Source organism: Bradyrhizobium sp. SZCCHNR1093 (assembly GCF_032381175.1).
In the GTDB taxonomy this organism is placed as follows: domain Bacteria; phylum Pseudomonadota; class Alphaproteobacteria; order Rhizobiales; family Xanthobacteraceae; genus Bradyrhizobium.
In genome coordinates this window covers 1,050,448-1,074,080 of sequence record NZ_JAUHJJ010000001.1, presented here as the reverse complement: position 1 = coordinate 1,074,080, position 23,633 = coordinate 1,050,448, and the positions used below count along the sequence as shown (strand labels likewise).

General features: G+C 62.3%; 12 protein-coding genes, 1 tRNA gene and 1 pseudogene. 11 read left to right on the top strand and 3 right to left on the bottom strand.

All coding sequences use genetic code 11. From position 1 onward, the window contains the following. Positions 1 to 6: 6 nt before the first annotated feature. From sctT to QX070_RS04940, 11 genes and pseudogenes are all read left to right on the top strand, one after another. Complete coding sequence (gene sctT, locus QX070_RS04990; protein WP_315735419.1) at positions 7 to 825, top strand: type III secretion system export apparatus subunit SctT; 819 nt, start codon at positions 7 to 9, stop codon at positions 823 to 825. After that, complete coding sequence (locus tag QX070_RS04985; RefSeq protein WP_315735417.1) at positions 822 to 1,871, top strand: EscU/YscU/HrcU family type III secretion system export apparatus switch protein; 1,050 nt, start codon at positions 822 to 824, stop codon at positions 1,869 to 1,871. The genes sctT and QX070_RS04985 overlap by 4 nt, the downstream gene beginning before the upstream one ends. Before the next feature lie 290 nt (positions 1,872 to 2,161). Further along, positions 2,162 to 7,636 carry a hypothetical protein gene (locus QX070_RS04980; RefSeq protein ID WP_315735415.1) on the top strand — a complete coding sequence of 1,825 codons (5,475 nt, stop codon included), beginning with the start codon at positions 2,162 to 2,164 and terminating at the stop codon, positions 7,634 to 7,636. Between the two features lie 818 nt (positions 7,637 to 8,454). Then, positions 8,455 to 11,361, top strand: a complete 2,907-nt coding sequence (locus tag QX070_RS04975; RefSeq protein ID WP_315735413.1) for a helix-turn-helix transcriptional regulator — start codon at positions 8,455 to 8,457, stop codon at positions 11,359 to 11,361. A gap of 259 nt (positions 11,362 to 11,620) precedes the next feature. Next, positions 11,621 to 12,334 (top strand): GntR family transcriptional regulator, encoded by a 714-nt coding sequence (locus QX070_RS04970; RefSeq protein ID WP_315735411.1) that lies wholly within the window; start codon positions 11,621 to 11,623, stop codon positions 12,332 to 12,334. 162 nt (positions 12,335 to 12,496) lie between these two features. Beyond that, complete coding sequence (locus QX070_RS04965; RefSeq protein WP_315735409.1) at positions 12,497 to 14,356, top strand: ATP-binding protein; 1,860 nt, start codon at positions 12,497 to 12,499, stop codon at positions 14,354 to 14,356. 18 nt (positions 14,357 to 14,374) lie between these two features. Next, on the top strand, positions 14,375 to 15,733 hold the full coding sequence (locus tag QX070_RS04960) for a sigma-54 dependent transcriptional regulator (RefSeq protein WP_315735407.1): 1,359 nt from the start codon (positions 14,375 to 14,377) through the stop codon (positions 15,731 to 15,733). A gap of 282 nt (positions 15,734 to 16,015) precedes the next feature. Further along, positions 16,016 to 17,293, top strand: a complete 1,278-nt coding sequence (locus QX070_RS04955; RefSeq protein WP_315735746.1) for an MFS transporter — start codon at positions 16,016 to 16,018, stop codon at positions 17,291 to 17,293. Positions 17,294 to 17,305: 12 nt separating this feature from the next. Beyond that, positions 17,306 to 18,085 (top strand): GntR family transcriptional regulator, encoded by a 780-nt coding sequence (locus QX070_RS04950; RefSeq protein WP_315735405.1) that lies wholly within the window; start codon positions 17,306 to 17,308, stop codon positions 18,083 to 18,085. 340 nt (positions 18,086 to 18,425) lie between these two features. Beyond that, positions 18,426 to 18,776: an IS66-like element accessory protein TnpA gene (gene tnpA, locus QX070_RS04945; protein ID WP_315735402.1), complete on the top strand. Its 351-nt coding sequence runs from the start codon at positions 18,426 to 18,428 to the stop codon at positions 18,774 to 18,776. An 82-nt stretch (positions 18,777 to 18,858) separates the two neighbouring features. Further along, positions 18,859 to 19,575 (top strand): annotated as a pseudogene (locus QX070_RS04940) (transposase); the annotation flags it as partial. A 204-nt stretch (positions 19,576 to 19,779) separates the two neighbouring features. On the opposite strand, the gene QX070_RS04935 reads toward QX070_RS04940, so the two are convergent. From QX070_RS04935 to QX070_RS04925, 3 genes are all read right to left on the bottom strand, one after another. Next, positions 19,780 to 19,856 (bottom strand) — tRNA-Arg (locus QX070_RS04935). A 140-nt stretch (positions 19,857 to 19,996) separates the two neighbouring features. Then, positions 19,997 to 20,401 (bottom strand): YccF domain-containing protein, encoded by a 405-nt coding sequence (locus tag QX070_RS04930; RefSeq protein WP_315735400.1) that lies wholly within the window; start codon positions 20,399 to 20,401, stop codon positions 19,997 to 19,999. A 145-nt stretch (positions 20,402 to 20,546) separates the two neighbouring features. Continuing rightward, positions 20,547 to 23,591: an EAL domain-containing protein gene (locus tag QX070_RS04925; protein ID WP_315735397.1), complete on the bottom strand. Its 3,045-nt coding sequence runs from the start codon at positions 23,589 to 23,591 to the stop codon at positions 20,547 to 20,549. Positions 23,592 to 23,633: the final 42 nt, after the last annotated feature.

Sequence of the window (23,633 nt, the reverse complement as noted above, 5' to 3'; positions counted from 1 at the left end):
GTGGCGATGGGGCTTGACCTCATGCCGTTGGACAGCATCGAGGCGGGGGCCAACCTCGTCTTCCGTCATCTTCTTTCGTTGGCGCTCGCCATCGCGCGTCCCAGCGCCTTCGTCATGACCTTTCCCGTGTTTGTTCGCCTCGGGCTGACCGGCTCGATTCGTGGTGCCTTCGTGGTCGCGATCTCGCTACCGGTCATGACCGGACTTGTTGAGGTGCTTCCTCCGATCGGCACGCAAACATTGCGATTGGTCGCGGTCGGGTTCAAGGAAGCGATCATCGGAGGGCTCCTTGGTCTGCTGCTTGGGATCCCGTTCTGGGCCGCCGAGGTCGCGGGCGACCTGCTCGACTACGAACGTCAGGCGCCCGATGCCCAGCTTCAGGATCCCAACGCCATGACCGAGTCCACCGCGTCTGGTACGCTTTTTATGCTCGCTGCGGTGGTTCTGTTCGTCGCAGCCGACGGCTTTCATAGCGTCGTCGAAGCCCTTTATGGCAGCTACAGGCTCTGGCCGGTCATTGAGCTCGCGCCTCTGCTGCGCGCGGAGAGCGGCCTATTGGCGCTGGAAATGCTCGTCCGCGTGCTGCAGTTGGCATTGATCCTGGCATTTCCAGTGCTGGCGGCCATGTTTGTTGCGATGTTCGCGCTGATGGTGATTGCCCGTTTCGCACCGCAGTTGAATGTGTTCGATCTTTCGATGGCGGCGCGCAACCTGGTCTATTTCCTGGTTCTGCCGCTCTATGCGGCCTTTCTGCTCGATCACTTCGGTACTCAGCTTGGAGAGTTGACCGGAATCTTGGACCAACTAGGGCAGTTCCTGCGATGAGTGAGGATGGCGGCACTGAGGAGCGGACGCTGCCTCCGAGCGAGCGGAAGTTACGTAAGGCGCGCGAAAAGGGACAGGTCTTTCGCAGCACCGATATGGTCGCCGGTGCATGCCTGTCGTCCATGCTGCTCTATCTCTGGCTGATCTTGCCGGAGCTTTTCGCGCGGTTACGGGGAGCCATGATGCTCGTGGGCGATGCGGGCGGGCAACCGTTTCGGGAAGCTGCGGGCACGATCGGAACGATGATGTACGAAGCCGCCGTGCCATACCTTGCAAGGGGGGCGGCCATCGTCGTCCTAATGTCCCTCGTCGTTAACGTCGCCGTCACCAAGGGGATCGTCTTCAGCCTTGACCCTATCAAGCCCCGCGCGGAGCGCTTGCATCCCGCAAAGGGTTTGAAGCGGATTTTCGCGCTCAAGAGCCTGATCGAGCTGGTGAAGAGTCTGGTCAAGACGACCCTCCTCGTCACGATCTCGGTTTTCGTCCTCGAGATGTCGCTCAACTCCTTGGTTCACACGCCAGGATGCGGTCTTTCGTGCCTCGTGCCAGTGACCGGGGCGGTCATGGCACCGCTCCTCGTCGCGGCAATAGTCATGCTGATGGTGGGCGGCCTTATCGACGTTCTGGTGCAGCGCGGACTGTTCATGCGCGAGATGCGGATGACACGAAGCGAGGCGAAGCGCGAGCGGAGAGACCAGGAAGGCCTGCCGGAGGTGCGCTCTGCGCAACGCCGTCAGCGGCAATCGCTGGCGCACGGTGGAGGGCGGGGAGGAATCGAAAGCGCAACAGTGGTCATCGAGGGCGACGATGTGATGGTCGGGCTGCGTTATGTTCCGGGCGAGACACAGGTCCCAAGGCTCGTGTGCAAAGGACGTTCCGTCCGTGCGCACAATCTCACCGAAGCTGCGGCTGAGCTTGGCATTCCTCGTTTCCGCAATCCAGACCTCGCAGAGGAACTCGATCGCCGTATCGCTCAGGACCATTACATCACCGAGGAGTTTTTCCAGCCGGTGGTGTCGGCCTTGCGCGCGTGCGGCATGTCCTGAGTGTAGCCGTGCTGCCCCACAGTATTTTCACAATATATTTCGGATCGGCCGCCGGCTGATGCCCTAAACTGTCGTTCGGACATGATCGCCGAGCGGGCTGCATGGCTGACGAACTGCGTCTGCCAGAGCAGAGCCGCCGCCGCTAACGGGGAGACGCACGAATGCGGATAGATGACGCAGGTGGCTCGGTTGTCGCCAGTCCGCCTCCTCCGCCTCCTCCGCCGCCGCCGCCGCCGCCGCCTCCACCCCCGCCACCGCCGCGGCCGAAGTCCGCGGCATCGTCGTCGGGCATGCTCGATCGCAATTCGGCGCTCTTTCAGCCCCCTCGGCCTTTCATAGGTCCGGTTCTGCAGCCGACGCCTGTGTTGCTTGGCCCGCCTGCTCCGCCGAAAGCGGCGGCGACATGTCCGGGAGTTCCCGCCCCGGCGCCGGCGGCGCCGGTCCCGGACGCCGTTTCGCAGGCAAAATCTGTTCAGACAAAAGCGCAGACCACTCTCGACGGTGATGCTGGAAAGCTGCATAAACTGCAGACCGAACTGAATGATGCACAGGGAACGAAGGCTCCGATCGGGTACGGTCGCGGCGCGGGCGCCGCGGTGGCTGCGCATCAAGCCCATATCAGCGATCTGAAGAAGCAGGTTGCGGCCGCTCAGCAGCAAGTCACCGCCGACCAGGCGGTGTTGAGTTCGGCCAAGAGCAATCTGAGTGCCGCACAACGCATCGACGCCGCCGCAGCGAACTACAAGCCGGCACCGCCGCCGGTCACCGTGAAAGATCCGGTCGCGCGGAAAGTTGTCCCGCTCGTCGACGCGGCCTCGGCCCAGGTTTCCGCGGGAAAGGCCAAGGTCACCGCCGATACGGCTGCTCTCGAACAGACCAAATCGCAGCTCGGCCGTCTGGACACCGAGATGGACCGGGGGATCAGCGCCGGAACATTGCACCGTCTGTCGTTGCTGAATCAGCAGCAGGATGCGCAGCAACACAAGCTGGCGACGGACCAGCGCAAGCTTGATGCCGCGAGCGCCGACCTTGCGGCAGGGAAAAGCGTCGTCTACGGGCAGCAGGCCGCGGCGGACAAGAAAGAGCTCGAGAGCGCTTCCACAGCGCTGAAGAAAGCCGGTGTCACGATCGACCAGAACGACAATCCGACCCAGGCGAATTTGACGCCATCGCAGCTGCGCGCCTATGACGACTTCACCGTCGCGCGGAGCAAGCTCAACGCCGATGTCGGCATGGTCGCGCAGGGCAAGGCCCAGCTCCAGTATTATGCTTCGAATTCCGAGAAATACGGGACGGTTGCGAAGGATGCCCAGGATCGGGTGAACGACGCTCTGCATCCATTGGGGTACACCATACGTGCAACGCGCGGCAGCGATCCGCAGCAGGCATCGCTCGATCTCAAGCTCGCGAACGGGAACGCTGATTACCAGAATGCAGGCTGGGCCGCAGCTCAGCACCGGGTGGCATTTGCGGCGGCAGCGCAGACCGATCTTGAGGCAGCGCAGGACTCCGATCTTGCCAAATTGTCCCCGCAAGCCCGGCAGACCGCTACCACGGCGAAGATCGAATACGATCAGGCAAGCGCCTATCAGAACAAAGTCGGGACCGACCTCGCCCTGATCAAGGGCCACCAGGCCGTCTCGGATGCGCAGGCCGCCTATATCAAGAATCCGACGGCCGCCACGGAGCTCAAGCTGAACCAAGCGCAGCATCAGTTGCGCGAGCTCTCGACAATGTCCGACATTGCGACGGCGGGCTTCAAGTCGGCAACCGGGCTTGCCTACGCCGACCAGCGCAATACGACATTGGCTAATCTGGAGCAGACCTATAGCCATGTTCCCTTGCCCTCAAACTCGCCGGTGTTGCAGCAGATTGCGCAGGCAAGAACTGATGCGGCATCGGCAGGCCTGATCACGAAAGAGCTGGCTGCAACGACCAACAGGCTGGTTCAGGATTATCGTGTCACACAGAGCGAGGCGGCGGTCGCAACCGCGCGGCAGTCCGCCAACACTGATTCGGTACAAGCTGGCAATGTACAGGCTGTGGGTTTCACCAAAGCGAGCAGCGCCCTGACGACGGCTCAGCAATCGCTTCAATATGCAAAGCTTCAACAGAAGCTGGCTCAATATCAGCTGCTGGACTCCCAGTTTCGGCTGACATTGCCGCAAAATCTACTTGATCCGCAAACGGCCTCTGACCAGAGCGCGCTCTCGCATGCGTACAATACATTCTTTGCGCAGCATCCGGGTGCCTTGAGCGATGGCGCGGTCGCTGAGCAGCTTGCGAGCCTCAAAGACGCGAACGCGCGAGTGGATATCGGTCAAGGGCTACATGAGCTGCAGGATGCCATCGACAGGGAAGACAAAGCGCTCGGCAACCGCAGCCTTCTGCAGAAGGGCGGCGATTGGGTCGGGGGACTGTTCGGTGCCAACCGGTCTGAGCTCGAGTCGGATTTGCAGGACAAGAAAGAGGCGCTCACGGCCCTGCAGAAAAATCAGGGAGGGATGACTGCCCAGGAGGTCAACGGCGAGTATCTGAACATCATGGGTAATCTGGCCACCCAGAATGACCGGATGTTCGAGAACGAGCGCAAGACCGACGCCAATTGGTCGAGTGCACAGGAAGTCGTGCGCGACGTCGCGATCGCCGCGGCTGCGACCGCGGTTACGATGGCCACGGCCGGAGCCGGCGCGCCAGTATTGGCCGCCCTTGCGGCGGGCACATTGGTGGGAACGGGAACGGCCGAAGCCATCGACACGGCCCAGAATGCAGCAACTGTGTTCGGTGGCGGCGACATTCACAGCGATCCTCACATCTCACTCGACGCAGCGCTGACCAACAACTTCTTCAAGGGTGGCGGCAGCTGGGATGAGGTGAAGCAGGCGGGCGTTGATGCGACCGTATCGGGCGTGCAATCCCTCGGCGCAGCAGGGGGGGCGTTGACGGGCGGAGCCACGGAGGCCTTCCTTACGCGCGGCCTCGACCAGGCTGCAAGCTCGGTCGTCTCGAAGCTCGCAACCGGATCAACGGTCATGGTTGCCAATCAGGGGGTGATGGGTCTCGGCAACGTGGCGGGGACGTATGTCGAGTCCCAATATCAGCTCTCGGAGGGACGGCTCACGCAGGACGAAGCCCAGGCGCAGATGAAGGATGCGTTCTCCGGATACTTCAAGAATCTCGCGGTGGCCGGCGTGACGGGAGGTCTGACGAAGTTTGTCGATGGCAAGGTCGCCGTGCGGACCGCAAGCGCGGCACGGCCGAATGGACTCGTGTCGAACCCGCTCTATCAGACGGCCTCCCAATTGGGCGCGAACACCATGTTGACTGCCGGCCCCGGGCTCCTTTCCGGCAAGGCGCCGACCGCCCAAGACTATCTGTCCATCGGTCTCAATACGGTTTCCGGTGTGGCTTCTCATCACTATCAGCAGAGCAGATCCCGCACCGTGGCCGAAACGGGCCTTGCCGGTCAGCCCGCCGCGTTCGACGCGGGAAGGAAGGTGTTTGACGCCTATCAAGGTCAGGCGAGCGGGACATCGCCGAATGGCATCCGGCTGCAGGCCATGGATCCCGCCGCTTTCGCCCGTGCATATCAAAAAGCCGGCGGCCAGCATGATCCGGTGGCGGTCGATGCTTTCAGCATCTCATCGGATCAGGGGCATCGCGTCTATGTACGGACCGATAGATTGAGCCCGGACGTGGTCGCACACGAGGCGGTGCATGCACTGACCTCGGAATCGTTCAAGAAGCTCGCAAGCACGTTGGTCATTGATTCAAGCCGGCCGCATTCGAACTTGAATGAAGGTGTGACCGAGCTTCTCGCCTCGCAGGTCGTGCCGCGCCGCGGCACATCGGCCTATGCGACGGAGGCAAAGATCGCGGAGGCCATTCGCGACCGGATGGGGGAGACCGACTTCCATAAGGCGGTTTTCGGAGGCGATCCAGCGGCACTCGCATCGTTCCGGCAGACCGCTTTGGCGTTGCACGAAAGACCTGTCAGCGAAGACTCGGCTGCAAATTGGGCCCTAGCCGCCTCGACGGCAGCCCAGCCCGCGGGTGGTGGCGGCGGCAAGCCGCCCGCGAGCGGCGGTGGTGCGGTCTCTCCGGCCTCGCCCCCGCCGGCCTCGAGCGGCTTGACTCTTGTGCTCAGCCCGAAGGCATTCGAACGATTTCAGGACCGGGTCGCTCTCCAACCCTCCAAATACGGCAGTAGCGCCGACAGGTATATCTACGTTGTGGAGACACGAGGAAACAAGCCAAGCCGACCGTTCGCCATGAACGACGCAAACATCAAACGGCGAGGAGTGATCGGAGCAACAGACCGCTTTGTTGACTGGGGCGGAAGTCCGCCGCAATCAGCCAAGACATACAGCCGACGCTACGATCTACCGAAAAAGGATTTTCGTGTCGTGGTCACGGATCAGCCCTACACGGGAGTGGGCGATCGACAAGTGGCACCGCGCAGGTCAGGCCTCCGACAGGCTCTGCCCGTTGCTGCAGGAGTGGCCTCCGATGCGGTTGCCCTTGCAGCAGCCGCGCGGTTCGGATCTCTAGGCATGCTGGCGGCCTGGAACGCCACAGTTCGTGGACCGCTGAACATCGTTCAGCTCAAGCCGAAATTGGCTGCCAAGTTGAGAATACCCGAAAAAGCAGCCCCGTATTTGCGAACCGCAACAGGTGTGAGCTTCATTGCCAACGGCATGGCAAACGACATCGTCAGTGTGACGAGCGGCCACCTGCTGAGCTTCCAATATGGTGGAGCAGCTGTCATCGGCTCCGCGCAAATCGTCTTGGGAGCGCGGAGCTATTTCAGTGGCTATGGCGCGCTTAGATCGCGTGGAGCTACCGATACGGTCCGGTCAACCGACACCAGTCTGAGCGAAATCGCGGACAGGAATAACGTACCGGACGAGGTGATCGGACGCGTCAATGCGAGAGATCCCGCGCATCCGCTTAAACTAATTAATCCAGATAAGTCGATCTCCATCAAGAGCAACGATGAGCAGCTCACTTTCCGCCAGATCGCCAGAAAGGAAAATAAGTCCGTCAGGAAGGTGCTCGAGGATGTCGGGCGTCGCGAGAAACTGGCAATTCCCGGGCGATTCACGTCTAAGGGGAGGCAGATCACCGCTCGGATCAAATCAGGCGAGGACCTGGATGCCTTTGCAGCGAGAAATGGCTCCTCCGCGCGGGCGATCATCAAGGCGCACCGGGATCGGATTCCAAGCACGTATACAAGCAATCCCGATTCGCATGCAGTTTGGACCGGCGCGGGGTTGAGGATTCCCGGGTCGTTTGACAACTCGCGAGGCCTATCTTGGACAGGAATTGCCTGGCGAACCGGCCGTTCTGCGCAGCAGTTGAAGTCCCTTAATGGGGCGGCCAGCGGAACCAACGTCAGAGAGACGGCTCCCGAAATCGTACATATCCCTCCAGCATCTTCCTGGGACACGACTCGACTGTCTCGCCGCATGCAGATAACCGGAAGTGCCGGTTTGATTGCTGGCAATGTTACTGAGCTTGTCTACGATATTCACGGTAATATCGGGGCTATCCCAGGCGCGGTCGGCGTCGCGGTTGGATCCGGCTTATCGATCTACGCGATGCTGCGCCGCAGAGCTCCGGCGAACTATCAAGTAGTAACGTCTGTTTCCTTCTCGCTGAAGGGGCTCAATCGCGCTTGGCCCGCTTTCGGGCACGTCAGCGATGTCGTTGTGACCTTCGTCAAGGATAAAGGGCTGGAAGGACTGAGTTGGTTACAGAGGTGACGGATCCCATGCGTCTCCTCTCTGCAGGGGGCGCCGAGTGGCGGGACGTCGTGGCGACAACGCGCCCTCGGCAACATTGACATACGTCGAGCACCCTCGGCCTAAGTAACCTCAAGCCGGCGACCCCGACGTCGGTGCAGACGCACGAGCAATTCGTCTGGCGCGCTCGAAGCGCCGCGATTCGCGTATATGGTTCTGTAGTGGGAGAGATGCGCAGTCCGCCCGGAGCGCCCAGCCCCGGCGGCTGGCAGGTTTCGATCGACCACACCTTGCCGGCGACCGCAGTACGTCGACGTGTGCCGCGCAGGGGAGCGACGCCCTCGTAAGATTGCTTTAGCCGACTCTCACCAAGCGTCGCAGTCGTATCCTCCCGGCAACCTTTCGGAACTTCACTTTGACAACAACAGCCATGATCGCATCTGCAGGCGAGGGCGCTAAATCTCGCCATAAACGCGAGACGCGAAGCAGGCATCGTCAAGAAAACAACTCGATGATGGTTCGAACCTCAGTTGAGTCGATTTATTGAAAATCGTAATGGTTGTGGACCTTCGGAGCAGGCAATCATTGGCTGAAGTTGACATGGAGATCGTCATCGATCTCGGTCCTTCGACTCTCGCTGGTCGCCATTGCGCGACAGTCTTCGCGAGATGAGCCCAATGTGCGCAGCGCAACATTGATTTGCCGCTTGGTATTATCGTGCCGAGCTGATATTTTCTCAACGCAATCTTAAGTTTCGTGGGCGGTTGAATCGCACAGGCGGCAGTGCGTCTTGCCGCAGCCATGAAAGAGTATCGTGTAGGTTGGCTATTGGTTAGCGCATGAGGGATAGCGGTGTTCCGCTTATAGGAAGGGACCAGGAGTCGATCCGGCTTCGCGGGCTTCTCCCGGACAAGAATGGACGCGCTGTTGGTGCGGTCCTGGTAGGAGAGGCTGGAATTGGCAAGAGCCGTCTGGTCGAGGCACTGGCCCAAACTGCGAAGCAGCGCGGCTTCTGTGTGGCGAGGGGGGCCGCCTACGAGATGGCCGAACCTCTGCCATATGGATTGTTTGCCGACACGTTCTCCCAATGGGCTCGCGAGCAGCCGACACTCCTCAACCATGCTCGCAATGACATGATTCGGCCGCTGTCTCGCGTGGTGCCGGCGTTCGCGGCCGCTGCGGATCTTCCTGCTCTCAAAGGACTCTCCGGACCGGACGAGCGGTTTCGACTGTTCGAATCCGCGGTTCATCTGCTTCATGCGGTTGCAGTCGAGTCTCCACTACTGCTCGTGCTCGAGGACCTGCACTGGGCCGATCGCGAATCCTGGTCGATGTTGCTGCATTGCTTACGCTCGACGCGATCTCTGCCGCTGCTGACCGTCATCACTCTCCGTCCCGACGAGACCGGCGGCGAGCCTCTGGAACTCAATGCGCTGATGCGCGAGAGCGAGCTTCATCGGATCGCGGTTCGCTCGCTCGAGCCGGCGGACACGATGCGCATGCTGGAGTCATTGGCAGACGAGCGGCTGCCTGCATCGCTTGCCACGGCAATTCACCGTGAGACTGGCGGCAATCCGTTCTATGTGCGCCAGCTCTTCAACCACCTTGTCGAAGAGGGAAAGCTTGCTGGGCGCCAGGGCCAATGGCCCGCCGATCTCGTGAACAACGGTATCGGCATCCCGGCCGGACTGCGTCCGTTGCTGTCGCGACGGTTCGCGCGGCTCTCGGGGCCGACCTTGGGAATGCTGCGGATCGCTGCGATATTTCCCGAAGGGTTCGATCTCGGCCGATTGCAGCTTCTGATATCGGATTCCGAAGAGACGATCCTGGACCATATCGACGAGGCGATGAGGGCTGGGGTCCTCGTCGTTCGCGGTGATGGCTACGTCTTTGCGCATGCGTTGTTGCGGCGCGCCTTGTACGACGAGCTGAACCCCGATCGGAGAGCGATTTTGCATCGACGCGCGGCGACGCGTCTCGCTGAGCTCGATGCCGATCCTGGAGAGATTGCGCATCAGTATCACGCTTCGCAGCGCATCCCGGGTGCTGAAATCGGCGAGGTCTTCGCATTGAACGCAGCCGAGCGCGCGAGAGCGAACTATATCAGCGAGCACGAAGCTGTATTCCTTCGGATCGCTTGCGATCTCGCAGGCGATGCTGTCTCGGACGAGATGCTCCGGGATCTCGCGCTTGCGCAGGCTGCATCACTCGACGTCGAAGCCGCCGATGCGACAACGCGCTTTCTGTTCAGCCGATGCTGGGAGCGGCGGCCATCATGGACCATGAGTTTCCTGGTGGCGATTGTCCGCAGGCTGCGGGACGCCGGCGCTCCCGCTGAGATGTGGCAGCCTCTGGTGGAGCGCGGACTGGAAGCCTGCGATGATCGCCGAGATTTGCACTGGGCCCGATTGGAGGTGCTCCGACAGGACTGGCGGTGCCGATGGAATGACGGGACGTTTGAGGCGATCTACCACGCGCCGGATCCGCGTGCGCTCGATCTCGTTCGTCAGCTTGGAGACGAAGAGGATCGTGCCTCGGCGCTCGACCTGTATGCTCCGCGATCCATCGAACAGACAGAGCAGGTGCAACGTTGGGCCGCCGAATGGCAGAATCCGGCGGCCATCATCCGGGCTCGAGAGGTCGTGACCCATGATTGGATCTATCGGCATGGGCAACTCGCCCTGGGGGTCGAAACTGCGCACGACCTGTTGCGGGATGCCAAGTGTTTCGGGTCGCTTCCCGGTCGGATCGAGGCGTTAACCTCTCTCGCGATTGCCGAGGCGAGCCTGGGTCATTTGGCAAGCTCAGACGCGGCGCTGCGCGACGCGCGTGCGCTGGCTGTCCGATTGGGACCGTGGCACCGGTTGCATCTTGCCCTGGAGCTTTCCGCGGTCGCATGGCGTGCCTATTTGTATGGTGGCGACTGGCCGGCGATTGGCCGAGTCGCTTCGCGTGCGCTACAGATCGTCAAGGATCATCCGGTGCGCCTTGGGCAAATCGTGCTCGGCTTCGCCGCTCTCACCGAAGCATTCCTGCCTGGCGAAAACGAATACGACGTTCGCATTGAGGCGTTGCTCCGATCCCTGGAGAACACAAATTCCGACAGACAGCTGTCGGATGATGCGCTTGGGCTCGGTGTCTGTGCCGCCTGGCAGCGTGAGGACGTCAAACGTGCCCGCCGGTTCGAAGCGTTGGTCCGCGCTCCAAAGCACGGGAGCACGATCGGTGCAGCCGGTGAATGCCGTGAATTCATCCTCGGACGCCTCGCGGCCCTTCAGGATCACACGGTTGCGGCACGCACACACTTCGCAAAGGCCCGCGGCGACCTTGACCGGGCAGGCCAAGTCTGCCTCCGAGCGCTCGTCGATCTTGATGAGGCGACCGTTGCGGGAACCTCAGGGGACAAGCCGTCATCGCGTGCGCTGCTGCAGCGGGGACGCGAGCAGTTCGTGGCACTCGGCATGCGAAGCTGGCAGGAGCGCGTTGATCGAGCACGGATAGAGGGAGTCGAGGCCGAGTCGCGCAACTTATACGCGCGAGGCCCTGATGATCTTTCACCACGAGAAATGGAGATCCTCAGCAAGCTCGCTGCCGGCAGCCGCTCCAAGGCCATTGCTGCGGAACTACGCCTCAGTGTGCCGACCGTCAATCGGCACATTGCGAACATATATATGAAGATCGGCGTGAGCTCGCGCGCCGCAGCAACCGCTTACGCGATGAGACACCGTCTCAGCATGCTCCAGTGAAGCAGTACACATCGATTGCATAGTTTTTATGATGGTGACGGCTGCAATGAGTGCGTAAGCTTACGGTGTGTAAAAAAATGAAAGTCATGGGCGGACAACGAGTAGCAGGGCAAGGAGTCGACGTCGGGCGTCGTCGAATCCCTTCGTGCGTGCTCGTCGGCGCTGTCGGAGCATTCCGGGAACAAGTTATACGCCTCTCGGGAGCTACGTCTGCGGCCGGCAAGTTGCGTCCGCCTAGGGTGGTTCAAGGGGACGTGGCATGCGTGATACAGACGGGGATATCAGCAAGGTAGACACCGCTTACACTAAGCTCAAGGACCTCGTCATCCACTATGATCTGGTCCCTGACGGCAAAGTCCGGGTGCTTCCGGGAGAGCATCTGCATATTGACGATCTGGCGGATCGCGTCAATGCGAGCGCCACGCCTGTGCGCCAAGCGCTGGAGCGCCTACAAGGCGAGGGGCTGATCGACAGCATCGCGAAGCGAGGCTTCTTCTCCAAGGTTCCGAACGCGTCCGAGCTGCAGGATCTGTATGAATTTGCCCGGCTGGTTCTTGAGCACAATATTACGAGGCCACTCGATCCGTCCTCGGTTGCGCGTCTCGGCCGGGGTTTGATGAAAGTGGAAGCCGTTGCAGTGGGCCACTCGGCAACGAAGTGCGTCAAGCATCATGCGATGACCATCGAGAGCGTCTTCGAGCAGATCACGCAGCTGTCGCGAAACGGGCAGATGCTGAGAATGATGCGGAACTTCAATGATCGCAGCCGGTATGTCCGATGCCTCTCGATCTTGCAAAGCCCGGATCACGGCGCGCAGGTACGAGAATGTCTCGAGCTGATCGAATTGCTCCGCGATCAAGATCCGAAAGGTGCAAGCGCTAAATTGGAAACGCACATGTGTCGGATGATCGTCGATCTGCCCGAGCTCATCAGGGACGCTAGGTCACGCTGGACGATGGCCGCGGCCATATAGATCTCGTTTGACGTTTGATTGTAATGCCCATGGGTACATCGACCTTCGACCTGTGAGAGGGTCCAAGACCCCGGTTGCGAGTGAAGCTCTGGATCCGGCATGCGCGGGGAGAATTCGCGGGGCGACCGAAGCCAAAATCAGGCCCATCATTTGAGCCCTGGCGTGAGCGAGAGGGTGGCGATGTCGGCGTGGTTTTCGAGCCGACTAGGCTTGCCGGGTGGGCTCTCAAGGGCTTGGCCGGCTATCGCCGCAATTGCTGTCCTGGCGATCGTGGGAGTCGCGCTGCTGTCCTACCGATTGGCCCTGAGCGCTGGCCTCGTGCAGATGAGCCGCGACTCCGATGATCGGCTTACGTTGATCGCCAGTACGTTCGATGCAACCGTTGCCCGCTTCCGATATCTGCCCACGGTTCTTTCACTCGCCGATCCGGTGCGCCGGCTGTTCCGGACACCGGGCGATGGGGCAGTTGTCGAAGCCGCCAACCGTTATCTTAAGTCGCTAAATCAGGCCGCGGGATCGGCCGAGCTCTACGTGCTGGACACGGCCGGGGTGACGCTGGCAGCAAGCAATTATGATGGAGCAAAGAGCTTCGTCGGGCATGCGTACGACTTTCGCCCCTATTTCCAAAGCGCAATCCGTGACGGGGAAGGGCAGCTCTATGCCGTTGGGGTGACGACCGGCTTGCCTGGTTACTTCTTGTCGCAACGGATCACCGAAGGCGAGCTTACGATCGGGGTCGCCGTCGTGAAGATCGATTTGACGCCGCTGGAAGCCGACTGGGTCAGGGCCGGTGATCTGGTGGCCATGGAAGATGAAGGAGGCGTGCTCATCCTAGCCAGCCGCGCGCAGTGGAAATATCATCCGTTGCGAAGGCTACCCTCGACCGCGGTCGCGCGTCTGAACGCGTCCCGGCAGTTCGGCGACACGATCGAGAATGCTCCGATCCTCGGTTCGTCGGCCGAATCGGGCGAGGTATCGGTCGAACTGGGCGACGACGATGGCGTCCACGAATATGCGCTGCGTGCGCGGCCTCTGCCGGCGCATGGATGGCAGCTGCTCATTTTTTCGGACATCGGGGAGGCTCGTCGGCATGCAATGACCATCGCGGTCACGGCCGGTTTTGCCGTTCTCACGGTACAGCTGCTTGGGCTTGTCGCTCATCAATGGCGGCAATCGATGAAAGCCAAGGGCGAAGCTAACGAGCTGCTGGAACGAAGTGTTGCGGAGCGCACGATGGAGCTGCGCGAAGCCAATCGTCAACTGACAAGTGAAGTCCTGGAACGAACGCGCACCGAGCAGGAATTGCGACAAACCCACGAGAGCCTGGTGCAGAGTGCGAAGCTTGCCAGTCTTGGACAAGCCCTGGCAGGGGTGGCGCATGAAATCAACCAGCCACTCGCGGCGCTCACCACTTACATCGCAAGCAGCCGAGTCTTGTTGCAACGCAACGAGATCGAACGAACGGCCTTGAACCTCGACCTGATGTCATCCATAGCCGAGCGAATGATGGCATTGATCGGTCACTTGCGCATGTTTGCCCGCAAGGAGACCGGTGCAACCAGCAGAGTCGATGTCGGTGTGACACTCGGCAATGCGATGCGGCTCCTGCAGTACCGGATCAGAAATGAAGGTATCGAGGTTGTCTTGGACTTGCCCGCGGAGCCGGCTCACGTTGAGGCGAATCCGATCCGTCTCGAGCAGGTCTTCGTCAACCTGCTCTCGAACGCGGTCCAGTCGATGCGTGATCGCCCGCGCCGGGTTCTCACGGTTTCCATCCGTCGTGCGGGTAGCACCGTTACGACCGAGGTCGCAGACACCGGGAGCGGAATCTCCGCGGATCACATGAAATCGCTGTTCGATCCGTTCTTCACCACCAAGGAAATCGGCGAAGGGCTCGGCCTCGGCCTTTCAATCAGCTATGGGATCGTGAGGGAGCTCGGAGGCACGATTTCGGTTGAGAGCGAACTGCAAATCGGAAGCCGGTTTCGGGTGACCTTGCCGACGCCGCCCGAGCCGGCCTAGACTTATCGGGGTGTGTGGATGAGCAAATCGATTCTTGTCGTTGACGACGAGGAGATCGTTCGCAGCTCGATCAGACAATGGCTGGAGCTGGGCGGCTTCGAAGCGCGCACAGCCCGAAATGCTGACGAGGCGCTGTCGATGCTTCAGGCCGAGCTGCCTGACGTGGTACTGACCGACTTCCGGATGCCGCATCGATCCGGCATCGAACTCATGCGCGACGTGCAGCGAATCGATCCCGACATTCCGGTCGTCCTGCTCACTGCTCACGGCGACGTTGCACTCGCGGTAGCGGCCATGCGCGAGGGTGTCTACGACTTTTTGCAGAAACCTGCCAACCCGGATCATATGTCTGCCGTGCTGGCACGGGCGGCAGAACAATCAGGATTGAAGCGTCAACTCAGGCAACTCACCAGCCGGCTCGGCGCCGAAGGTGAGCTGGAGCGACGTCTCCTGGGGACATCGCCCGCGATGGCGGGGCTGCGAAAGTCCGTTGGCGAGCTCGCCGAGCACGACCGGGATGTGATCCTCTTCGGCGAGAGCGGCACGGGAAAGGAGGTCGTCGCTCGCGCACTGCATGACCTCGGTCCGCGGGCACGAGCTCCATTCGTTGCGGTGAATTGCGCGGCTATACCCGCCGAACTGTTCGAGAGCGAGCTGCTGGGGCACGAGGCGGGCGCGTTCACTGGTGCACGCGGGGCTCGCATCGGGAAGTTCGAACATGCCAGCGGCGGAACTCTCCTGCTCGATGAAATTGAAAGCATGCCACACGCGTTCCAGGTAAAGATCCTACGCGTTCTGCAGGAGCGCGTGGTCGAGCGGGTGGGATCGAACCGGCTGATCCCGGTCGACGTCCGTGTGATCGCGGCCGCGAAAGCCGATCTCGCCGCGGACAGCCGCAGCGGCCGCTTTCGGGCCGATCTCTACTTCCGCCTGGCAGCGGCTGAGATCCGTCTCCCGCCGTTGCGCGAACGGGGCAACGACGTGCTGCTGCTATTCCAGCATTTTGCCGGGGAAGCTGCCCGGCGCAGCGGCCGTGACCTGACGCCACTCGGAGCCGAGGACTTCGATGCACTGCTGACCCATGACTGGCCTGGCAATGTTCGAGAACTGAAGAACGTGGCTGAACGCTACGCGCTCGGCTTGGCCGCAACGGGTCGCCGCGTCGCGGAAATTCTGCGGCGAGCCGAGGGAGCGGGCGCAAGGCGCTCGCTCTCTGAGCGTGTCGCAGCTTATGAGCGCATGCTGATCGAGGCGTCTTTGCTGGAGCACAGCTGGTCAGTTGCAGCGGTTATGGAAAGTCTCGGCGTGCCACGGCGGACGCTCAACGAAAAAATGGCAAGATACGGCTTGCTGCGACCCAGCCGAACCTCCTGCTAGGCACGAGGCGGATTCCCGCTCACGCTCCGACGCGGATCGGCGGAATTCCGCTTAGCGCGGCGAGCCCGTTTCACGCGAGGCGCATGCAACCATCTGAAATGGCTTTCTTTGGCGGCGCGATCGGCGGCCGCCGCCGGCTGGCACGCGGGTTGCTCAGGCATGAGCACGATTGGCCTTAGAGCCTAAGAAGACGTGCACTCGGAGGACGCCATGAAGTTTGAGCGAGCTATCAGCCCCACCCTCGTTGCGGCCGCCGATGAAGCACGCCGTGACGGCCTTGGGATGGGTCGCCGCTTGCGCGCGATCTTCGTCGGCTCGATCGGAAATCTGGTGGAATGGTACGACTTCTACGCCTATGCCGCGTTTGCGTTGTATTTCGCCAAATCGTTCTTTCCTGAGGGCGACGAGGTCGTGCAGCAGTTGAACGCCGCGCTGCTGTTTGCCGCCGGCTTTCTTGTCCGCCCACTCGGAGGCTGGCTATTCGGCCATTTTGCAGATCATCATGGCCGCCGTAATGCCTTGACCTTGTCGGTCTTGATGATGTGCTTCGGCTCGCTGATCATCGCCGTGACGCCCACCTATGCGTCAATCGGCTTTGCGGCGCCGGTCCTGCTTGGTTTCGCGCGAATCGTGCAGGGAATCAGCCTTGGCGGTGAATATGGCGCCAGCGCAACTTACCTGAGCGAGGTCGCGGACGAAAAGAACCGCGGATTCTATTCCAGCTTCCAATATGTGACGTTGATTGGCGGCCAGCTCTGCGCGATCGTCGTTCTGCTGGTCCTGCAGAAGGTGCTTCTGACGGAGGAGCAGCTTCGTGGATGGGGCTGGCGTATTCCGTTCGTCATCGGCGCGCTGCTGGCCGTCGTGGCCGCCGTCATGCGCCGCAACCTGCACGAAACGGATGTATTCACCCGCGCGAAGTCGGCAAGACAGGGGAGTTCGCTGCGCGCGCTGGGTCAGTTCCGACGCGAAGTCTTGCTTGTTGTTGGACTAACAATGGGGGGGACTGCGGCCTTCTACACCTATACCACCTACATGCAGAAATACCTGAAGCTCTCCGTCAAGCTGACCGATGATCAAACGACCATGGTCACGGCCTGTAGCCTGATCTTCGCAATGGTGCTGCAGCCGCTCTATGGCGCCCTTTCCGATCGCATCGGACGCAAATGGCTGTTGATCGGGTTCGGACTGGGCGGAACTCTGTTCACAATTCCGCTTCTGAACACGCTGCAGGGAGTCCACGACCCGTTCACCGCATTCCTCCTGATCGCGGCGGCGTGGTTGATCGTATCCGGCTATACCTCGATCAATGCGGTGGTCAAGGCCGAACTGTTCCCAACTGCAATTCGAGCAACGGGCGTAGCGCTGCCATATGCATTGACCGTTTCGATCTTCGGCGGCACGGCAGAGTCGATCGCGCTTTGGTTCAAGTCGATCGGTCACGAAAGCTGGTTCTATTTCTACCTCACCGGCTGCATTGCGACCTCTCTTGTCGTCTATCTCACCATGCGCGACACCCGGCGGCACTCGGCGATCGATCGTGAGCAGAAAGCGCGATGAGCGACGCGTCGCATGAGCGCGCGACGCGCCGCGCAGCCTTCGGCTCAAGCCCGCCGGATCAGCAATCCTCGCGCAGCAGGTATCGATATGGACAGCGAATTCAATCGAGTCGATGTTGCCTACGCCCGAATCAAGGAATTGGTCACACATTACGAGTTGACGTCGGAGTCGAAGATCATTTTGCCAGGCGAGCACCTGCGCATCGAACAGCTTGCTGATTATGTCAGGGCGAGCGCGACACCGGTGAGACAAGCTCTCGAGCGTCTTCATGGCGAGGGGCTGATTGATATCGTTCCGAAGCGAGGCTTCTTCTCGAGGGTCCCGGACGCAGCGGAGCTGCAGGACCTCTATGAGTTTGCTCGGCTGGTGCTCGCGCATAATCTCAGGAAGGCTTTGGAGCCATCGTCGGCCGTACGCTTTGGCCGAAGCGCGATGAGAATGGCGGCGCTTCCGCCCGCGAATTCGGCAAGGAATCGCGCCAAGCATTATGCTGCCGCCATCGAGGGTGTGTTCGAGCAGATCGCGCAGATATCGAGGAACGAGGAGATGCTGCGAATGATAAAAAACTTCAACGACCGCAGCCGGTATATTCGATGCCTCGTCATCTCCCGAGACGCCGATCCGGACTCCGAGCTCCGTGACTGTCTTGATATCGCGGACGGCGTCCGCAGCCAGAACGCCGCGCGCGCGTGCGCACGCCTGGAAGCCCACATGCACCGAACGATTGCAAATTTGCCAGAATTGATACGGGAAGCCAGATCGCGCTGGGCCATTGCCGCCGCTGCAGGCTGAACCATCCCACCTAATGGTCTCGCACTCACGGCGCCCGCGAAGTTCGATGGTCAATCGTTGCCATCGATCGAGCTGGTGGGTCGTTTGCGTTCGTGTGGACTGGCAAACTAGTCTTTAGCTGCAGTCTCGTGCCGACCTAACTCGACGTTTGCGGATGTGTGCAGCCGACCGCAAGGAGCCACTCCTGATAGTTGCGCTCGAACCGTTCACGGTCGGCGAGCAGCGGCCGCGGTTTTCCGCGAGCAAGGTAAGCGCCCGGCGACGGCCGCCTTGCGTCGGAGCTGACGCTTGTTGAAGCCATAGGACTAGTCCTGGAGCCAGTCCTATGGCTAAAGCGGAAGTGGAAGTGATCACGTCGGAGCGGCGACGGCGGCATTGGTCGCGGGCCGATAAGGAGCGTGTCGTTGCTGCAGCGTTAGAACCGGGAGCGACGATCCTGGAGGTGGCGCGAGCGTTCGGGGTGCATTCCAGCCAGGTGTTTCGCTGGCGCCAGCAGCTATGCGGCAAGGAGGCTGCCGCGCCGGGTTTCGCCGCCTTGACGATCGCAGCCGATCCTCACGCGGCGGCAGCTCCAACGCAGGGGCTGATCGAAGTAGAGCTCGGGGCGGAGGCCAAGATCCGGATCAGCGGCGCGGCGGATGTCGCGACGGTGACCGCGGTGATCGCGGCGCTCCAGGCGGGTTCGCGATGACGATCCCGATCCCCTCCGGCACCCGGGTCTGGCTTGCGACAGGCCATACCGACATGCGCAAGGGCTTCGACGGTCTGGCGCTCAGTGGAAGGTGATCCAGCATGTACGGGAGAAGTTCTCCTGCCGCGCCTGCGAGGCGATCACGCAGCCGCCGGCGCCGTTCCATCCGATCTCGCGCGGACGCGCGGGACCGCGCCTGTTGGCGCACATCCTGTTCGCCAAATACGGGCTGCACGGCTGCGCGCAAGCCGGGCCCGATCATTGAGGTCGGCTGCTGGGCGCATGCACGGCGCAAGTTCTTTGAGATCGCACGGCTGAAGAAGGCGCCGATCGCGATCGAAGCGATCGCGAAGATCGACGCGCGGTTTGCGATCGAACGCGAGATCAACGGTCTACCGGCCCACGAACGCAAAGCCGTGCGCGACGCACGCAGCCGCCCACTCGTCGACGAGCTCCACGGCTTCCTGCGCGAACGCCGTACCAAGCTGTCCGGCAAGAGCGAGACCGCAAAAGCAATCGACTACAGCCTCAAGCGCTGGGAGGTGTTCACAATACGGCCGAGCGCGAGCTGCGCGCCGTGGCCCTCGGCCGCAAGAATTGGACCTTCGCCGGCTCCGACGAAGGCGGCCGCCGCGCTGCCGCCATCTACACGCTGATCCAGACCGCCAAGCTCAACAACGTCGACCCGCAGGCTTGGCTCGCCGACGTCCTCGCCAAGCTACCCGACCATCCGGCCAGCAAGCTCGCCGATCTGCTTCCCTGGGGCTGGCAGGCCGCCCAGACATCGGCCGCCGCCTGATCGAGCCGCTCCAGACCGTCCAGAGCAGTCGCTCGGCCCGTGGCCTTCACCGGACGCCTACGCAATTCAAGCACATCACTTGGCTTCTGACGGCCAAATCCAATCGGGCGAAGGCGCCTTTGGCGCTGAACGCAAAATACGGTCAGTAGCTGCGGGGGGTGTGTCGCGGGCTCTTCCCGACTTCCGAGAGGGCTATTGATTGAGTGGCGCACCCGACACGATTCGAACGTGTGACCTTTGCCTTCGGAGGGCAACGCTCTATCCAGCTGAGCTACGGGTGCGTACGGCAAATCGTTTAGCCGATTGCCCCGGCGACGGCAACGGCCTTGGATGCTCCCGGACCGGGCGGACGGCCGCTCGCGCCGCGAGGCACGCGGGCAGTTCGGCGGGGGGCGCGGCCGGCCCGCTCCCGCCGACCGCCCTACGCCGGCACGATGGTCTTGCCGATCGGCCATAAGGCGAGCCCGGCGAGCTTCAGATGGGCCCAGGCGAAGGGCAGGCCGATGATGCTCACCGCGAGCACGATTGCGGTCAGGAGGTGGCCGAGCGCCAGCCACCAGCCGGCCAGCACGAGCCAGATGATGTTGCCGAGCAGGCCGAGAACGCCGGTTCCGACGTCCTCCATGCCGGTGAGCTCGTCGCGGCGGACCGCGCGCGAGCCGAACGGCAGCAGCGTATAGGCGGCGATGTTGAAGGCGGCGCGGGACCAGGGCAGGCCGACGATCGTGATCGCCATCACGACCGCGGCGACCAGCCAGCCGAACGCCATGTAGGCGCCGCCGCACAGGATCCAGAGGATGTTCAGAAGCATGGAAACCGGCTGCATGACGACCTGCCAACTCCGTTGTTGCCGCTCCGGATATAGGAACGCCGCGCCGAGGCCGGTAGCGGGCCGGTCGTCGAAATCTGCGTGGCCTCGCGCCGCAGCCTCGGCCGGGACGGCCGGGCGTGGACCGTGCCGGCGAGCCGGCTCAGCCGGCGACCTGCAGGCCCCCTGCCGCCGCCTCCAGGGCAAACAGCTTGCGCAGCTCGGCCGCCGGCTTCGGGGCGCTGAACAGATAGCCCTGCATTTCGGTGCAGCCGAGCTGGCGCAGCGCCGTCTGCTGCGCCCCGGTCTCGACGCCTTCGGCCGTGGTCGTCATGTTGCTGGCGGCGGCGATGCTCACCACCGCCTGGACGATCGCCGACGAGCTGCCGGCGCCGATGTCGCTGACGAAGCAGCGGTCGATCTTGATCTTGTCGAACGGGAACCGCTTCAGATAGCTCAGCGACGAATAGCCGGTGCCGAAATCGTCGAGCGCGATGCGCACGCCCATGTCGTGCAACTGGTGCAGGATGCCGAGCGCGGCGTCGTCGTCGCTGATCAGCACCGCCTCGGTGATCTCGATCTCGAGCCGTTCGGGTGCAAGGCCGGCCGCCGACAGCGCGCCTGCGATCCGCAGCGCCAGGGTCGGCGATTTGAGCTGCACGGGCGAGACGTTCACGGCGATGCGGATGTCGGCGGGCCAATGCGCGGCCTCGGCGCAGGCGGTGCGTAACACCCAGTCGCCGATCTCGTTGATGAGCCCGGTGTCCTCGGCGAGCGGAATGAAGTCGAGCGGCGGCACCATCCCCCGCTCCGGATGACGCCAGCGCAACAGCGCCTCGCAGCCGGTCATGACGTTCTCGCTGAAGCCGAGCAGCGGCTGGTAGTGCAGCTCGAACTGGCCTTCCGTGATCGCCCGGCGCAGGTCCTGCTGCAACTGCAGCCGCGCGCGCGCGTTTTCATCCATCGCCGGCTCGAAGAAACGGAAAGTGCGGCGGCCGCCGGCCTTGGCGGCATACATTGCGAGGTCGGCATTCTTGGTCAGCTGGTCGCGCTCGACGCCGTCCTGGGGCGCCAGCGCGATGCCGATGCTGGCGTCGGTCGACAATTGGTGGCCCAGGCATTTATAGGGCTCGCGGATCGCGTCGAGGATCTCCTTCACGGCCACGATGACCTCGTCCCGGTCCGCAACGGTGGTCAGCAGCACCGCGAATTCATCGCCGCCGAGCCGGGCCACCATATCCTCCGGCGCGAGGCAGCTTTCGATGCGGCGCGCGATCGTCTTCAACAGCTCGTCGCCGACATGATGGCCGAGCGAATCGTTGATGCCCTTGAACTCGTCGACATCGATGTAGAGCAGCGCGAAGAAGGTGCCGTGGCGCACGCGTTCCAGTTCCTCGTCGATGCGCTCCTGGAACAGCACGCGGTTCGGCAGCTCGGTCAACGCATCGAAATGTGCGAGATGGGCGATCTTCTCGTCGGCCAGCCGCCGCTCCGTGGTGTCCTCGATCACGTTGATCAGATAGCGCGGCCGCTGCGCATCATCCGCGACGGCGATGCGCCGCGATGTGATGTAGCGCAAGCCCAGCCCCGGACTCTGCCAGGGATGTTCGGCGAGAAACAGCCCGTCCGACTGCTCCAGAGCCCGGTCGTCGTCCGCCGTCACCTTTTCCGCGACCGGTCGCGGCAGCAGGTCGAACGCCGTCTTGCCGACGATCTCGTCGCGTGGCACGCCGAAGCGCTGCTCGGTCGACTGGTTGACCAGCACGTAGCGGCGGTCGCGGACGTCCTTGACCATGATGTGTGACGGGATGTGGTCGATGATCTCGCGCAGGAATGCGTAGTTGCGGTCGCGCTCCTGCTCGATCCTGCGATGCTCGCTGATGTCCTCGATCGTCGTGACCCATCCGCCCGACGCCAGCGGCTTGTCGATGATGTTGAAGAAGCGTCCGGCTCCGCCCTCCGCGATCATCTGCGAGGTGCCGCCTGCCGCGGCTCTGTCGATGATGTCGGCGCAGAAGTCGGTCACGTCGCCGTTGAAGGATCCGCGCGCCTTGCAGTGCGCGATGACCTCGCTGAGGTGGGCACCGGGCCTGATCGCGTCTCTGGACAGGCCGAGCAGGTCGATGAAGCGCTGATTGAACATCACGACGCATGCGTTCGCGTCGAACGAGATCAGCCCCTGCGTCATGTTGTCCAGCGCAGTCTCGACCCGTTGCTTCTCGGTCTCCAGTTGACGCGTTGCCGCACGCCCCTGTCGCACGATCTGCCGGATCATCAGGCTGAACGTCAGGGCGATGACCGCGATCGCAAGCATCGCCGCACCCACGAGCAGCACCATCTGCGATCGCCAGTCCGCGAGCGCATCGTCGACCAGCCTATTGGCCGAGATGACGAGCGGGAAGCGCCCGATCCTGGAGGCCGACGCGATCTTCTCCAGGTTGTCGACGGAGCTCCCGATCCTGGCGCCCATCAGGGATTCGGCGTGCGGGTAGCGCGCCAGCACGGCGCCGTCGGAATGGACCAGCATGATCGACGAGCCCTTCCCGAGAGCCATCGATTCCAGGAACGTCTCGTAGGTGTGCGGATCCACCCGGCGGGTCAGGAGGCCGAGGAATTCCCCGTTCGGGCCGTTCAGGCGATGCGCGACGATGGTCGCCCAGCCGCCGGTGACGCGGCTCATGACGGGCAGGATCACGAAGCTGTCCGGCCGCGATGCCGATTGCAGGTCCTTGAAGTAGGAGCGGTCCGCGACGTTGATGGCCGGCAGCGGGTCGTTGGACGACCAGTTCACGAAGTTGCCGTCGACGTCGATGATCGTGAGGTCTCCCATATAGGACAGGCCACTGACCTGAGACCGCAGCATCTCGCTGATCTCGGGTTTTGCCATCTCGGTCCGGAACGCCTCCGGCGAACCGATCGACCCGAGCTGCATGCGGTGGATCGCATGCGACACCGCGGTCTCGGCATCTTCGAACTGCTGCGCGAAATGCCGGCTCAACAGCAGCACGGTATTTTCGAGCTCGCGCTCGTTGTTGGCGATCGCACGTGTCCGAAAGCCGCTGGCCATGACGATCGTCCCGATGACGATCGCTGCGATCAGAAGCGCGCCGCACGCGATCAGCCATGGCACCGGACCGCGCCAGAGGGACGTGCCAATCCGTTCCGGCTCGCTACCGCCGGTCCCTGACGTGTCTGCTGCGCCCTGCATGCCTTGATCGACCCGGGGAGGAAATGACTTGTTGCAAGCAAG